Genomic DNA, 14,209 nt, shown 5'->3' with positions numbered 1-14,209 from the left:
CCGTGGACATCGCCGGAGCGCGGAACGGGAACGGGGGGATGGGGACGGGCGCGCTCGGCGGAACTCGTCGCTGACGGTAGCGGCCCGGTTCCGGTTCTGCTACCCCCTGAGCCTCCCCTGTGGACAACGAACCATTACGATCAGCCACGGCAGCGTCACCGGACGAGCAAGCGGCGGAGGCATCGTGAGCGCGAGGAGTGAGCCGGGCTTGCGAGCCCCGCAGTCGCGAACCAGGAAGGCCCGGTGACGGCGACCACGACGGCACGGCCGGCGGTGCCGACTCCGCACCCACCACCTCGCGCGTTGCGCCCGGCATCCGACGTGCGGGCCGGTCAGGTGGTGGCCGCGCAGGTCGCGGTCGCCGCGCTGGTCGCTGCGGTCGGCCGGGGCGTCGCGGTGACCGCGGCAGCCCTGCTGCTGGCGATCCTGCTGCTGCCCGGTGCCTGGGTGCGCTGGCGCGGCCGGTGGCTCTACGAATGGCTGCTGGTCGGCCTGGGGCATGTTTCCCGGCGGCGGGCCCTGCCGGCCACCTCGGGACCGGCCGCGCTGCTGGAACTGGTGGCCCCGGCCGCGTCGGTGCACTCCGCCGAGCTGGCCGGCAGTCCCGCCGCGGTGCTGGACGACCCGGCCGGGATGACCGCGCTGCTGGAGATCGGCGACCCCGGCGACCTGCTCGGCGACGGCCCACGCACGCTGCCGGCTCCGCTCTCCCTACTGCCCGCGCCCGGCCCGGAGACCCCGCCGGTGCGGATCCAGTTGCTGTTCTCCGCGTCACCCGCTCCGGTGCCGGCCGTCGGGGGCGGCACGGCAGGCACGTCATACCGCCAGCTCACGGATGGCAGGTTGGCGGGGCGGTCCCGGGTGGTGCTCGCCGTCCGGACGGTCCGGGTCGACGGTTGGTCGGACGAGGAACTGCGCCGTGCGCTCTCCAGCGCGGTCCGGCGGATCGTGCGCCGGCTCGGCCCGCTGGCCGGCCGCCCGCTCGGCGGGTCGGCCGCGCTGCGGGTGGTCGCCGAGTTGGCCCACCACGACCTCGGAGCGCCGGTCCGCGAATCGTGGCCGGCACTGACGGCGGACGGGCTGACCCAGGCCACCTACCGGCTGCGGCGGTGGCCGGATCCGGGTGGCGACGCGGGTCGGCGGCTACTGCCCCGGCTGCTGGCGCTGCCGGCGACCGCCACCACCGTCGCGCTCTGCGTCGGTCCGCGCGCCGACACCGACGCCGCGCCGGTCCCGGCGGAGCTGACCGTACGCCTGGCCGCCTGGACCAGCGCGGAACTGGCGGTCGCCGAACGGGCGCTGCGCCGGCTCGTCGGCGATCTGGGCGCGGAGATACGCCGGCTCGACGGTGAGCACCTGGCCGGCTTGACCGCCACCCTGCCGCTGGCGGTGGCACCGGTCGGTCCGGCGAACGCCGGCGCGGAGCTGGACGGGCTGGAGCTGCCGGTCGGCGAGTCCGGGGTGATGGTCGGGGCCAACCGGCACGGCGGCGCGGTGACCGTCCGCCTCTTCGGTCCCGGCACGATCCGGCTGCTGCTGGTCGGCGGGGTACGCGCCGCCCAGCTCATGGCGCTGCGCGCGCTGGCGCTCGGCGCCCGGGTGGTGGTGCAGACGGCCCGGCCCCGGGCGTGGGAGCCCTTCGTCCGTGGCGTGGGTGCTCCCGGCGGCGCGGTGCCGCTGGTCCCGCCCGGGCGTCCGGTGGGCGGCGCACCGGGCTCGCCGCTGCAACCGCTGCTGGTGGTGGTCGACGCCGGGCCGGTGCCGCCGGAGGTCGGGCCCGCCGCAGCCTGGCAGTCCGTCCTGGTGGTCCGGGACGAGCTGATCCCGGCGGATTCGGCGGCGCTGGCCCGCGCCGACCTGGCGATCCTGCAACCACTGGACCCGGCCGAGGCGGCGCTGGCCGGTACCGCGCTGGGCCTCGGCGGTTCGGCGGAGTGGCTCACCCGGATCCGGGACGACATGGTCGCCGTGGTCAATCGGCGGGCGCTGCGCTGGGCGCTGCTCTCCCCGACGCCGATCGAGTCGCAACTGGTCGGTCGACCGGGTCGCCGCTGAGCCGATCAACACGGGTTCCGCGAGTCGACGCGCCATGGCACGATCCCCGCCATGGGTTTTCTGAAGGGTCTTCTGATCCGGCTCGGTTCGACGGCGGTGGCCTTCTGGCTCGCCACGTTGCTCATCCCGGGCATCTCGCTGGAGTCGGAGTCGGTCACCGAGACGGTGACCACGCTGGTGCTGGTCGCGGTGATCTTCGGTGTGGTCAACGCCGTACTCCAGCCGATCATCAAGACCGTCGGCTGCGGCTTCTACCTGCTGACCCTCGGTCTGATCGCGTTGGTGGTGAACGGCCTGCTGTTCCTGCTCACCAGTTGGATCGCTGGTGAGGCCGGGCTGCCGTTCCACGTGGACGACTTCTGGCCGGCCGCGGTGCTGGGCGCGCTCTTCGTCGGCATCGTGACCTGGCTCCTCGGCGCCGTCCTCGACCGCGACTGATCGGTCCCGCCCCGTCGATTCCCGCTCACCGGCCAGGCCAGTGGGCGGGAATTGGCTGGCGAGGGGCGGGGGTGGCGGGACTAGCGTCGGTCGGGTGTTCACCCTGACCCGCCCTGACGGCTACCAGCTCAGCACCGACCCGGCCCGGCTCGACCTGGACCGGGTGCACCGGTGGCTCTGCACCGACGCGTACTGGGCGATCGGGCGGGATCGGGACACGGTCGAGCGCGCCTTCGCCGGTTCGATCGGCTTCGGGGTCTACCGGCCCGGGGACGGGCGGCAGGTGGCGGTGGGCCGGGTGGTCACCGACCGGGCCACCTTCGCCTGGCTCTGCGACGTGTACGTGGACCGCGGCGAGCGGGGCCGCGGCCTGGGCACCTGGCTGGCCGGCGCGGTCCGCGACCACCTGACCGAGCTGGGCGTACGCCGCATCGTGCTGGCCACCAACGACGCGCACGGGGTGTACGCGAAGGTCGGCTTCACCCCCGTCGAGCCGGACCGCTGGATGCAGCTGGACCGACGGGTGACCCAGGTCACTGGAAAGGAGCAACAGGCCACCTCACCACTTACGGTGGAGCCGTGAACCAGACCCGCCTCGGCTACCTGTACGGCTTCGGCGCGTACTTCCTCTGGGGTTTCTTCCCGATCTACCTGAAGCTGCTCCGACCGGCCGGACCGGTGGAGATCCTCGCCCACCGGATCGTCTGGTCCGTGGTCTTCGTCGCCCTGCTGCTGGCCGCGATGCGCAACATCGGCTTCCTGCGCGCGCTGGCCCGGCGGCCCCGCGCGCTGGCCGGCATCGCCGCCGCGGCCGCCCTGATCGCGATCAACTGGGGCACCTACATCTACGGGGTGAACTCCGACCGGGTGGTGGAGACGGCCCTCGGCTACTTCATCAATCCCCTGGTCATCGTGCTGATCGGGGTCTTCCTGCTGCGCGAGCGGCTGCGCCCGGCACAGTGGACGGCGCTCGGGCTCGGCGGCGTGGCGGTGGCGGTGCTGACCGTGGACTACGGCCGGCTGCCGTACCTGGCGCTCACCCTGGCCTTCAGCTTCGCCGGGTACGGGCTGGTCAAGAAGCGGCTCGGACTGCCCGCCGCGGAGGGGCTCTTCGTCGAGTCGGCGGTGCTGGCGCTGCCCGCGTTGGGCTACCTGGCCTGGCTGACCAGCCGGGGCACGTCGACCTTCGGGCACGTGTCGACCGGGCACACCGTGCTGCTGGTGCTGGCGGGCGCGGCCACCGCGATCCCGCTGCTGCTCTTCGCCGGGGCGGCGAACCGGCTGCCGCTCTCCACCATCGGCATGCTCCAGTACGTCGGGCCGATCCTCCAACTCGGCTGCGGGGTGCTGATCTACCACGAACCGATGCCGCCGGCCCGGCTGGCCGGGTTCGCCCTGGTCTGGCTCGCCCTGGTGGTCTTCACCACCGACGCCCTCCGCCACGCCCACCGCACCCGCGCCGCAGCACGAGCCGCCACCACCCCGGTGCCTGCCATGACCCGCTGACCTGTCAGCGGAGGTCGTAGGCGAGGACGGGGGTGTTGTCGGCGCGGAGCAGTTCGAGGCGGACCAGTTCGCCGTGGGTGAAGTGGGTGGCGCCGGTCATCCGGAGATTGTCTCCGGGAGCGGCCAGCCAGGTGGCGACCTGCTCCGTCGCGCCGTCCGGGCCGTGCGCCACCAGCCGGAAGGTGTACGCCTCCCGGTGCCCCGTCCGCTGGTCGTACCCGCAGTGCAGGGTGACCTCGGTGCCCCACTTCTTGTCGGTCAGCCCGAACTCGGCGTGCAGCGGGGCCGTGCCGGTGACCGGCCGCATTGCGGTCAGGGCCACCTGGGGCTTCGGCGGGGCGGCCGGGCGGACCAGGGCCACCCCGACGCCGACCAGCACGGCGAGGACGGCGGCGGCGAGCGCGGTCAGCGCGTACCGGCGGCGCGACCGGGACCGCTCGCGGCGCCGCTGCTCGCGAGCGGCGTCGAGCAGCGCGGGCACCCGGGAGGTCTCCGGGCCGGCCTCCAGGAACTGCTCCAGCCCGGCCGGATCGAGCCGACCCAGCAGACCGGGCAGCACGGCGATCTCGGCCACCGCCTCCCGGCAGGCGGCGCAGCCGGCCAGGTGCCGCTCGTAGGCCGCCCGCTCGGCGGGGGCGAGGGCACCCAGCACGTACGCGCCGTCGTCGTGCGCGAACTCGCAGCGGGTCATCGGGTCACCCCCATCTCGGCCAACACCAACCGTAGTGAGCGCAGCGCGTAGTGCGTGCGGGACTTCACCGTCCCCGGCGGCACGCCGAGCCGGGCGGCCGCCTCGGCCACCGACCGGCCCTGGTAGAAGCATTCGACCAGCACGTCCCGGTGGGTGGGGCTGAGCCGGTTCAGCGCCTCGGCCACGGTCCACGCCTCCACCGCACGCTCCGCCTCGTCGACCGTCTCGGATGGTTCGGGCAGCTCGTCGGTGTAGATCTCGCCGACCCGGGTGGACCGCCGCCGCCAGGCGTCGATGGCCAGGTTCCGGGCGGTGGTGAAGAGCCAGGCGCGGACCGAACCCCGCCCCGGGTCCAGCGACTCCGGGTGCCGCCAGGCCCGGAGCAGCGTCTCCTGCACCAGGTCCTCGGCGCGCGACCGGTCGCCGTTGACCAGCCGGAGGGCATGCGCGAAGAGCGCGTCGGCGTGCTCGTCGTGCAACGCGCGCAGCAGTTGGGCGTCGTGGTCGCTGATGGCGGGTACCTCGCTTCCGGCGAGACCAGCGATGCGTTCCTCTGTTTCATACGTGCCGTCAGGCCGAACGGTTCAGCCGCAGGTCACGCCGCAGCTGTTCACGTTCGGTTCACGTCCGGGCCGGTACCCGCTCACCAGGCCCTGGCAGGGTCCGGCCCGTACGTGCGCGTACACGCCCCGGCACAGCACTGACGTCATATCAGGAGGGCTCCACCCCATGAGCGACCGTCCCCGGCTGCTCCCGCTGCTGGGCGCCACCCGTCATGGTGCCCGCGACGCGATGACCTGCCAATACCGCTGCGGCAACGCCTGTGACCACCCGGTACCGAACTCCTCCGGCAACCCGTACTTCGGGGACCTGGTCGACGCCGAGGTGTCCCGGCGCGGCGTGGTGCGCGCCGGTGCCGTCGGTGCCCTGGTCCTCGGCTTCGGCGGCACCGTCGCCGGCGCCCTGGCCGGCGCCGCCCCGGCCGCCGCCGCGCCCGCCGCGCCGACCGTCCCGGTGGCACCGGAGGCCGCGCCGGGCGGCGGGGTGGGCAGCGGCGCGCTGACCTTCAAGCCGATCCCGCCGAACAAGCTCGACACCCTGGTCGTGCCGAACGGGTACGACCACGCCGTCGTGATCAAGTGGGGCGACCCGGTGGTGCCCGGCGCTTCCGCCTTCGACGTGCACGGCCAGACCGCCGCCGCCCAGGCGACGCAGTTCGGCTACAACAACGACTTCGTCGGCGTGCTGCCGATCGACCGGAGGCGGGCGCTGCTCGTGGTCAACCACGAGTACACCAACGAGGACCTGATGTTCCCGGGCTTCACCAGCCAGGATGCGCTCTCCGTGGAGCAGCTGCGGGTGGCCATGGCCGCGCACGGCATGTCCGTGGTCGAGCTGGAGCGGGTGGACGGCACCGGGCAGTGGCGGCCGGTGGGCCACGGCCGGCGCCCGTACAACCGGCGGGTCACCGCGCTCGCCACGACGTTCGAGCTGACCGGTCCGGCCGCCGGCTCGGCCTGGCTGCGTACCGCCGCCGACCCGAAGGGCCGTACGGTCGTCGGCACGCTGAACAACTGCGCCGGCGGGGTCACGCCGTGGGGCACCGTGCTCTCCGGCGAGGAGAACTTCAACCAGTACTTCGTGGGCGGCGACGGCGCGCCCGAGGAGCTGAAGCCGAAGCTGGCCCGGTACGGCATCCCGACCGACGTGCGCTACCCGAGCGGCAGCCGCAAGTGGGACCGTGCCGAAGAGCGCTTCGACCTGGCGAAGCACCCCAACGAGGCGCACCGCTTCGGGTGGATCGTCGAGATCGACCCGTTCGACCCCGAGAGCCGCCCGCGCAAGCACACCGCGCTGGGCCGGTTCAAGCACGAGGGCGCCAACGTGATCGTGGCGGACAGTGGGCACGTGGTCGCCTACCTGGGCGACGACGAGCGGTTCGACTACCTCTACAAGTTCGTCTCGGACAAGAAGTTCATGCCGGGCAGCTCCTGGGTGGCCCGCAAGCACAACCGCACCCTGCTGGAGTCGGGCACGCTCTACGTGGCCACGCTGACCGGCAACAGCGCCGGCGAGATCGACGGCACCGGCAAGCTCCCCGCGGACGGGGCGTTCGACGGGCGCGGCCGGTGGATCAAGCTGGTCAGCGGCAACCGCTCGTACGTCGACGGGATGACCGCCGCGGACGTGCTCACCTTCACCCGGCTCGCCGCCGACAAGGTGGGCGCGACCAAGATGGACCGGCCGGAGGACGTCGAGCCCAGTCAGCTCACCGGCAAGGTGTACGTGGCGCTGACCAACAACACCGACCGGGGCAAGGCCGGCAAGGCCGCCGCCGACGAGGCGAACCCGCGCAACCTCAACAAGCACGGGCAGATCCTTGAGCTGGTCGAGAACCGGGGCGACCAGACCGCCGAGACGTTCGCCTGGTCGCTGCCGATCGTCTGCGGCGACCCGACCGACCCGTCGACCCACTTCGCCGGGTACGACAAGGCCAAGGTCTCGCCGATCTCCTGCCCGGACAACGTCGCCTTCGACGCCACCGGCAACCTCTGGATCGCCACCGACGGCAACGCGCTGGGCAGCAACGACGGCCTCTTCGCCACCGCCGTCGAGGGCCCGGAGCGGGGCCACCTGAAGCAGTTCCTCACCGTGCCGGTCGGCGCGGAGACCTGCGGCCCGTTCATCACCAAGGACAACCGCTCGGTCTTCGTGGCCGTGCAACACCCCGGCGAGATCACCGGCGCGTCGGTGGCGAACCCAGCGTCCACCTGGCCGGACGGCGACTTCGCCAAGCCCGGCGTGGTGGTCACCTGGCGCCTCGACGGCGGCCCGGTCGGCAGCTGACGTTCCCCCGGCGGTTCGGCGCTGGACCGCCCCGAAAGGGCCCCTTCCCCCGGGAAGGGGCCCTTTCGGCGGTACGGGCCGCCGCGGCTCGGCGGCAGTCCGGGCCGATCAGGCTCGGCGGGGTCAGCCCTCGGCGGCGATGCCGTCGGCGATCGCGCGGGCGACGGTGAGCAGCTTGGCCCGGACCACCCGGGCGGAGGTCATCATCTCGCCGGCCGGCAGCGCGCAGGCCAGCACCACGCGGCGCTCGATGTCCTTGTCCGGGGTGACCAGCACCGCGGCGCAGGCCACGCCCTGCCGGAACTGCCCCAGCTCCAACTGCATCCCGCGCCGGTCACCGGCGGCCAGATCCGCCTCGAACGCCTCGACGGTGGTCAGGGTGGCGCTGGTGAACGGGCGCATGCCGTACTCGCGCAGGTAGCGGAAGCGCTGCTCGGCGGTGAGGGTGGCGAGCAGGCTCTTGCCGAGGGCGGTGGCGTGCGCCCCCTCGTCGAAGCCCGGCACCAGATCCTCCAGGTACGGCGAGCGCGGCCCCTCGGCGACCGCCGTGACCGCCACCTGGCCGCCGACGAAGCGCCCCAGGTAGTGGCTCCAGCCGGTCTCCATGGCCGCCCGCCGCAGCGACTCCCCGACCGCCGGCGGCCCCCGGAACGCGGTCACCAGCTCCCGGTACCGGTCGGCCACCTCCAGCCCGACGATGTACGTACCGTCCTCCCGCCGGATCACGTAACCCTCGTAGGCCAGGGTGCGCACCAGGTGGTACGTGGTGGCCACGGTCAGCTCGCAGCGACGGGCGATCTGCTTGACGGTGAGTCCCTTCGGCGCACGGCCGACCGACTCGAGCACTCGAAGCGCGCGGGAGACACTGCGGATCAGGTCCGAAGGTTCCGCCAAGGGGTCGCGCACAACCACCTCCGCCGCCGGGGACTTACACCATATGAAAAACAGGCCGAGTGCGAAATGCCTGTTCGGATCGAGGATGCCAGATCACCAGGCACTGGCCGTGCACCGACAGACACGATCAGCTGCCAAAACGTGACGGCCGCCGCCGAAACGTGGCCGGCGTAGGTTTGCCTGGCCATGACTGACACCGTGCTGCACCCCGCGCCGCCCACGTCCCGCCGCCGTACCGTCCGCGCCAGCGCGGGCGCGATCGCCACCACCATCGCCTGTGTCCTGCCCGTCTTCCTGGTCGGTGGCCTCGCCGTGCAGATGGGCGACGAACTGCACTTCTCCCCCGCCGGGCTGGGCCTGGCCGTCTCGGTCTACTTCGGGATCAGCGCGCTCGCGTCGGTCCCCTCCGGCGCGCTGGTCGAGCGGTACGGCGCCGCCGTGGTGGCCCGCGCCGGCATCCTGCTCTCCGCCGGCTCGCTGCTGGCCGTGGCGGGGCTGGCCCGGTCGTACCCGATGCTGGTCGCGCTGCTCGGGCTCAGCGCCGCCGCGAACGCCCTCGGGCAGCTCGCCAGCAACGCGGCGCTGGCCCGGCACGTGCCCGCCCACCGGCAGGGACTCTCCTTCGGGGTGAAGCAGGCCGCCATCCCGGTCTCCACCCTGCTGGCCGGGGCGGCGGTGCCCACCATCGCGCTGACCGCCGGCTGGCGCTGGGCGTTCGTGGCCGCCGCCGGGGCGGCGCTGGCCGCCCTGCCCGCCGTACCCTGGCAGGAGCGCGACCCGACGCGGCCGGCCGCCGCCGGACGGGCGGGCCGGGCCACCGTGGCGCTGGTGGTGATCGGCCTGGCCGCCACCCTGGCGTCCGGCGCGGCGAACGCGCTGGGCACCTTCCTGGTGGACTCGTCCGCCGGCCGGGGGCTGTCACCGGCCCTGGCCGGCCTGACGCTCACCCTGGGCAGCGCGGTCTGCGTGCTGGCCCGGGTCGGCGCCGGCTGGCTCGCTGACCGCCGGGAGACCGGGCACGTCGCGCTGATCGCCGGCATGCTGGTGGTCGGCGCGGTCGGGCTGGCCCTGCTCGCGGTGGCCGGGCCGGCGCCGCTGGTCACCGGCGTGCTGCTCGGCTTCGGGCTCGGCTGGGCCTGGCCTGGCCTGATGAACTTTGCGGTGGTCCGGCTCCATCCGCAGGCTCCGGCCGCCGCCACCTCCATCACCCAGACCGGGGTGTACGCGGGCGGCTGCGTCGGCCCGCTCTGCCTCGGCGCCCTGGCCGGCGCGCTCGGCTACCCCATCATGTGGGCGTCGGCCGCGGCGTCGATGCTCCTGGCCGCCCTCCTCATGCTGACCGGCAGCCGCCTCCTCGCTGGCTCCGCCCCCTAACCCACCCCGCGGCCCAGTCCCTCCGTCCCGCCCGCGTGATCATGAGGTTGTTGCCCGCCAGCACGGCGTGTCGTGGCAACAACTTCATGACCGACCGCACGGTCGGGGGTGGGGGGGTGGGGGGTTAGCTGGTGCGGTCGGCGATGTAGTCGCAGAGGGATTCGAGGGCGTGGCGGGCCGGGCTCTCGGGAAGGGGAGCGAGCTGCGCCCGCGCGTCCTCGGCGTAGCTGCGGACGGTCTCCCGGGCACGCTTGAGCGCTGGGGACTCGCGGAGCAGGCCGAGCGCCTCGGTGTGCAGCGCGTCATCGACCAGCGGGCCGGTGGCCAGAATTTCCCGCAGCCGTACGCTGGCGGCGTCCGAGTCGTCCGAGGCCAGCGCGTAGAGCACCGGCAGGGTCGGGACGCCCTCGCGCAGGTCGGTGCCGGGGGTCTTGCCGGACTGCATCGACTCGCTGGCGATGTCGAGCAGGTCGTCGGAGAGCTGGAAGGCCACCCCGATGGTCTCGCCGTACCCGGCCAGGGCCTCGGTGTGCGCGCTGGACGCGCCGCCGAACATGCCGCCGAAGCGGGCCGAGGTGGCGATCAACGAGCCGGTCTTCTCCGCGATCACGTGCAGGTAGTGCGCGACCGGGTCGGTGCCGCGCGGGCCGACCGTCTCGGCGATCTGCCCGTGCACCAGCCGGGCGAAGGTGCGTGCCTGCAGGCGCACCGCCGCCGGGCCCAGGTCCGCCGCGATGTCCGCGGCCCGGGCGAAGAGATAGTCGCCGACCAGGATGGCGACCGAGTTGGTCCAGCGGGAGTTGGCGCTCGGCGCGCCGCGGCGCACCGCCGCCTCGTCCATGACATCGTCGTGGTAGAGCGTCGCCAGGTGAGTGAGCTCCATCACCACGGCGGCCGGTACGACCCCATCGCCGGTCGGGTCGCCGAACTGGGCGCCCAGCGCGACCAGCAGCGGACGGAACCGCTTGCCACCGGCTTCCACCAGATGCCGGGCCGCCTCGGTGACGAGCGGATCGGCGCTGGCGACGCTGGCCCGCAGGTCGGCCTCGACCCGATCGAGGAGGCCCAGCACGGAGGCCTCGACGCGCGGATCGGCGAGGTGCAGGCCGAGCGCGCCGAACTGACCCGTGCCCTCCGGGCCCGGGCGACCGCCGGGGCCGGTGGCACCTGAACGCTCGCCAGCCGGAATCACGCCTTCAACCATGCCACACCCGTTCGACCTGCCCGATGAGGGGGATACGCACCGGGGGCCGGTACGCCATGGCGTACCGGCCCCCGGGGAGAACCTCTGTCATCTGACGAATTCGGCGGCGCCGGTGGCCAGGTCGAGCAGTGGCGCCGGGGCGACACCGAGGACCAGTGTGGCCAGCACGCCGATGACCAGGGCGGCCGAGGTGAGCGCGCCCGGCACGGTGACCGTCGGGGTGGCATCGCCGGGCTCGGAGAGCCACATCATCACCACGACCCGCAGGTACGGGAAGGCCAGCACCATGCTGGTCAGCACACCGGCGATCACCAGCCAGGCCTGGTTCGCGTCCAGCGCCGGAGCGAAGATCGCGAACTTGCTGGTGAACCCGCTGGTCAGCGGGATACCGGCGAAGGCCAGCAGGATGAACGTGAAGATCGCGGCGAAGAACGGCGAACGCCGCCCCAGCCCGGCCCAGCGGGACAGGTGGGTCGCCTCGCCGTCGGCGTCCCGGACCAGGGTCACCACGGCGAACGCGGCGATCACCGAGAAGCCGTACGCGACCAGGTAGAACATCGTGCCGGAGAGCCCGTCCTTGCTCGGGGCCAGCACGCCCACCAGCAGGTAGCCGGCGTTCGCGATGGACGAGTAGGCCAGCAGCCGCTTGATGTCCGTCTGGGTGACCGCCAGCACCGCGCCAACCAGCATGGTCAGCACCGCCACCGAGCCGAGGACCGGGGTGAAGTCCCAGGCGGCCCCGGCGAAGGCGACGTGGAAGACCCGCAGCAGGGCGCCGAAGGCGGCGACCTTGGTGCAGGCCGCCATGAAGCCGGTCACCGGGGTCGGGGCGCCCTGGTAGACGTCCGGCGTCCAGACGTGGAACGGCGCGGCGGCGGCCTTGAAGAGCAGGCCGATGGCGAGCAGCGCCATGCCGGCGTAGAGCAGCGTCGGGCTGGCCGAGGAGTCGGCGACCGCCGCGTGGATGGTGGCGAAGTCGACGCCGGCCGTACGGCCCGGGATGCCCGAGGTGAAGCCGTACACCAGCGCCACGCCGAACAGGAAGAACGCCGAGGCGTACGCGCCGAGCAGGAAGTACTTCATCGCCGCCTCCTGACTCAGCAGCCGCCGGCGGCGGGCCAGCGCGCAGAGCAGGTAGAGCGGCAGCGAGAAGACCTCGAGCGCGATGAACATGGTGAGCAGGTCGTTCGCCGCCACGAAGATCAGCATGCCGCCGATGGCGAAGGTGGCCAGCGGGTACACCTCGGTGGTGCCGCCGCCGCCCTCGGCCTGCCGCCGGTCCTCGGGCGACTCGGCGGTGACCGCGGCGTGGGCCACGAAGGCGCCGCCCCGCTCCACCGAACGCTCGCCGATCAGCAGCAGCGCCATGGTGGCCAGGATCAGGATGGCGCCCTGGAGGAAGAGCGTCGGCCCGTCCACCGCGATGGCCTGGCCGGCGGTGAGCAGCCGGTCGTCGGCGTTGAGGATCACCATGGTCAGCGCGGCCAGCACCGCCAGCAGGGCGAGCGCGAGCTGCACCCCGTTACGCAGGCGGCGCGGCACGAACGCCTCGACCAGGACGCCGACCAGCGCGGCCCCCAACATGATCAGGATGGGAGCGAGCGCCGCGTAGTCGAGCGACGGCAACTTCAGCTCGGTCATTTCGCGGCCTCCTGGACGCTGCCGACCGCCGGCGCAGGGTCGGTCCGACCGACGTCCTGCATGGTCGCCTTGACGGCGGGGTTGATGACATCGGTGACCGGCTTCGGGTAGAAGCCGAGCAGCACGATGAGCGCGATCAGCGGGGCGACCACGATCTTCTCGCGCAGGGTCAGGTCACGACGCATGCCGTCGACCTCGGTCAGGGCCGGGTTGAGGGTGCCCTGGGTGGTGCGCTGGATCATCCACAGCACGTACGCCGCGGCCAGGATGATGCCGAGCGTGGCGATAACCGCGACCGGCTTGTTGGTGGTGAACGTGCCGATCAGCACCAGGAACTCGGAAACGAACGGCGCGGTGCCGGGCAGCGCCAGCGAGGCGAGACCGGCGAAGAACAGCACCCCGGCCAGGACCGGGACCAGCTTGCCGGCACCGCCGAAGTCGCTGATCAGCGCCGAGCCGCGGCGGGCGATCAGCATGCCCACCACCAGGAAGAGCAGGCCGGTGGCCAGCCCGTGGTTGAGCATGTAGAGCACCGCGCCGGTGCCGGCCTGGGTGGTGAAGGCGAAGATGCCGACCCCGATGAAACCGAAGTGCGCGATCGAGGTGTACGACACCAACCGCTTGAGGTCGTTCTGCCCGACCGCCAGCAGCGCGGCGTAGATGATGCCGATCACGCCGAGCGCGAGCGCCCACGGGGCGAACCACTTCGACGCCTCGGGGAAGAGCGGCAGGCAGTACCGCAGGATCCCGAAGGTGCCGACCTTGTCGAGCACGCCGACCAGCAGTGCCGCCGCGCCGGCCGGGGCCGCGCCACCGGCGTCCGGCAGCCAGGTGTGGAACGGGAAGAACGGCGCCTTGATCGCGAACGCGAGGAAGAAGCCGAGGAAGAGCCAGCGGGCGGTGTTGACGTCGATGTCGGCCTGGCTCAGCGCCTGCCAGTCGAAGGTCTTCCCACCGACCACCCAGAGGCCGATCACCGCGGCGAGCATGAACAGACCGCCGACCAGCGAGTAGAGGAAGAACTTCACCGCCGCGTACTGCCGCTGGTGGCCGCCGTAGCTGCCGATGAGGAAGTACATCGGCACCAGCATGACCTCGAAGAACACGTAGAAGAGGAAGACGTCGGCGGCCGCGAAGACGCCGATCATCGTGCACTCGAGGACGAGCAGCAGGGCGAAGTAGACCGGCACCGAGCGCTTGGACTGCTCGGCGTCGTGCCAGGAGGCCAGGATCACCAGCGGCACCAGGATCGCGATCAGCATCAGCATGACCAGCGCGATGCCGTCCACCTCGAAGGTGAAGTTGACGCCCCAGTTAGGGATCCACGCGTACGACTCGCGGAACTGGAACCGGTCACCGTCGGCCTGGAAGGCGATCCACATGGCCACGGACAGCACCAGGACCAGCAGCGACCAGCCGAACGCCACCAGTTTGGCCAGGTCCGGCAGGCGGCGCGGCAGCAGGGCCACGACCAGGGCGCCGACCAGCGGTGCCACGGTGAGCACCGAGAGGAACGGGAAGTTGGACATTATTCGGCCTTACCTCCGTCGTGACTGCGT

12 protein-coding genes are annotated in these 14,209 nt (G+C 72.7%); 6 read left to right on the top strand and 6 right to left on the bottom strand.

Annotated elements, in window-relative coordinates:
* The first annotated feature begins 243 nt into the window (after window positions 1-243).
* The 4 genes from eccE to rarD all read left to right on the top strand — a co-directional run bounded on the left by eccE (window position 244) and on the right by rarD (window position 3,999).
* Window positions 244-2,055, top strand: a complete 1,812-nt coding sequence (gene eccE, locus ONA70_RS01940) for a type VII secretion protein EccE (protein ID WP_265004559.1) — start codon at window positions 244-246, stop codon at window positions 2,053-2,055.
* 51 nt (window positions 2,056-2,106) lie between these two features.
* Window positions 2,107-2,493: a phage holin family protein gene (locus ONA70_RS01935; RefSeq protein ID WP_265004558.1), complete on the top strand. Its 387-nt coding sequence runs from the start codon at window positions 2,107-2,109 to the stop codon at window positions 2,491-2,493.
* Window positions 2,494-2,587: 94 nt separating this feature from the next.
* The gene (locus tag ONA70_RS01930; protein WP_265004557.1) at window positions 2,588-3,076 is read left to right on the top strand and encodes a GNAT family N-acetyltransferase; all 489 of its coding nucleotides are present in this window, start codon (window positions 2,588-2,590) and stop codon (window positions 3,074-3,076) included.
* On the top strand, window positions 3,073-3,999 hold the full coding sequence (gene rarD / locus ONA70_RS01925; RefSeq protein WP_265004556.1) for an EamA family transporter RarD: 927 nt from the start codon (window positions 3,073-3,075) through the stop codon (window positions 3,997-3,999). Before ONA70_RS01930 ends, rarD begins: the two co-directional genes overlap by 4 nt.
* Window positions 4,000-4,003: 4 nt before the next feature.
* Here rarD and ONA70_RS01920 read toward each other — a convergent pair whose 3' ends face one another.
* Both ONA70_RS01920 and ONA70_RS01915 read right to left on the bottom strand, forming a co-directional pair.
* Complete coding sequence (locus ONA70_RS01920) at window positions 4,004-4,690, bottom strand: anti-sigma factor family protein (protein ID WP_265004555.1); 687 nt, start codon at window positions 4,688-4,690, stop codon at window positions 4,004-4,006.
* Window positions 4,687-5,181 (bottom strand): sigma-70 family RNA polymerase sigma factor, encoded by a 495-nt coding sequence (locus tag ONA70_RS01915; RefSeq protein WP_265004578.1) that lies wholly within the window; start codon window positions 5,179-5,181, stop codon window positions 4,687-4,689. Before ONA70_RS01915 ends, ONA70_RS01920 begins: the two co-directional genes overlap by 4 nt.
* Window positions 5,182-5,419: 238 nt before the next feature.
* Between ONA70_RS01915 and ONA70_RS01910 the strand changes: the two genes are divergently transcribed.
* Window positions 5,420-7,537, top strand: a complete 2,118-nt coding sequence (locus ONA70_RS01910) for a PhoX family protein (protein ID WP_265004554.1) — start codon at window positions 5,420-5,422, stop codon at window positions 7,535-7,537.
* Between the two features lie 123 nt (window positions 7,538-7,660).
* Here the strand turns inward: ONA70_RS01910 and ONA70_RS01905 are convergent, their stop codons facing one another.
* Complete coding sequence (locus tag ONA70_RS01905) at window positions 7,661-8,443, bottom strand: IclR family transcriptional regulator (protein ID WP_265004553.1); 783 nt, start codon at window positions 8,441-8,443, stop codon at window positions 7,661-7,663.
* A 174-nt stretch (window positions 8,444-8,617) separates the two neighbouring features.
* Here ONA70_RS01905 and ONA70_RS01900 point away from each other — a divergent pair, with 174 nt between their 5' ends.
* Window positions 8,618-9,805: an MFS transporter gene (locus tag ONA70_RS01900; RefSeq protein ID WP_265004552.1), complete on the top strand. Its 1,188-nt coding sequence runs from the start codon at window positions 8,618-8,620 to the stop codon at window positions 9,803-9,805.
* Between the two features lie 124 nt (window positions 9,806-9,929).
* Here ONA70_RS01900 and ONA70_RS01895 read toward each other — a convergent pair whose 3' ends face one another.
* The 3 genes from ONA70_RS01895 to ONA70_RS01885 all read right to left on the bottom strand — a co-directional run bounded on the left by ONA70_RS01895 (window position 9,930) and on the right by ONA70_RS01885 (window position 14,179).
* Window positions 9,930-11,009 (bottom strand): polyprenyl synthetase family protein, encoded by a 1,080-nt coding sequence (locus ONA70_RS01895; RefSeq protein WP_265004551.1) that lies wholly within the window; start codon window positions 11,007-11,009, stop codon window positions 9,930-9,932.
* 87 nt (window positions 11,010-11,096) lie between these two features.
* On the bottom strand, window positions 11,097-12,650 hold the full coding sequence (gene nuoN, locus ONA70_RS01890) for an NADH-quinone oxidoreductase subunit NuoN (protein ID WP_265004550.1): 1,554 nt from the start codon (window positions 12,648-12,650) through the stop codon (window positions 11,097-11,099).
* Window positions 12,647-14,179, bottom strand: coding sequence for an NADH-quinone oxidoreductase subunit M (locus ONA70_RS01885; protein WP_265004549.1), 1,533 nt, complete (start codon window positions 14,177-14,179; stop codon window positions 12,647-12,649). The genes nuoN and ONA70_RS01885 overlap by 4 nt, the downstream gene beginning before the upstream one ends.
* Window positions 14,180-14,209 lie beyond the last annotated feature (30 nt).

This window comes from Micromonospora yasonensis (genome assembly GCF_026013475.1).
Classification (GTDB): Bacteria; Actinomycetota; Actinomycetes; order Mycobacteriales; family Micromonosporaceae; genus Micromonospora; species Micromonospora yasonensis.
Note: the sequence above shows the minus strand (reverse complement) of the source record. Positions and strands in the feature narration are given on the sequence as shown.

What these genes read in the sequence shown, in the direction of transcription:
- ONA70_RS01935 (WP_265004558.1), top strand. Translation starts at nt 2,107, where the DNA reads ATGGGTTTTCTGAAGGGTCTTCTGATCCGGCTCGGTTCGACGGCGGTG.
- ONA70_RS01920 (WP_265004555.1), bottom strand. Translation starts at nt 4,690, where the DNA reads ATGACCCGCTGCGAGTTCGCGCACGACGACGGCGCGTACGTGCTGGGT.
- ONA70_RS01910 (WP_265004554.1), top strand. Translation starts at nt 5,420, where the DNA reads ATGAGCGACCGTCCCCGGCTGCTCCCGCTGCTGGGCGCCACCCGTCAT.
- ONA70_RS01900 (WP_265004552.1), top strand. Translation starts at nt 8,618, where the DNA reads ATGACTGACACCGTGCTGCACCCCGCGCCGCCCACGTCCCGCCGCCGT.
- ONA70_RS01895 (WP_265004551.1), bottom strand. Translation starts at nt 11,009, where the DNA reads ATGGTTGAAGGCGTGATTCCGGCTGGCGAGCGTTCAGGTGCCACCGGC.
- nuoN (WP_265004550.1), bottom strand. Translation starts at nt 12,650, where the DNA reads ATGACCGAGCTGAAGTTGCCGTCGCTCGACTACGCGGCGCTCGCTCCC.
- ONA70_RS01885 (WP_265004549.1), bottom strand. Translation starts at nt 14,179, where the DNA reads ATGTCCAACTTCCCGTTCCTCTCGGTGCTCACCGTGGCACCGCTGGTC.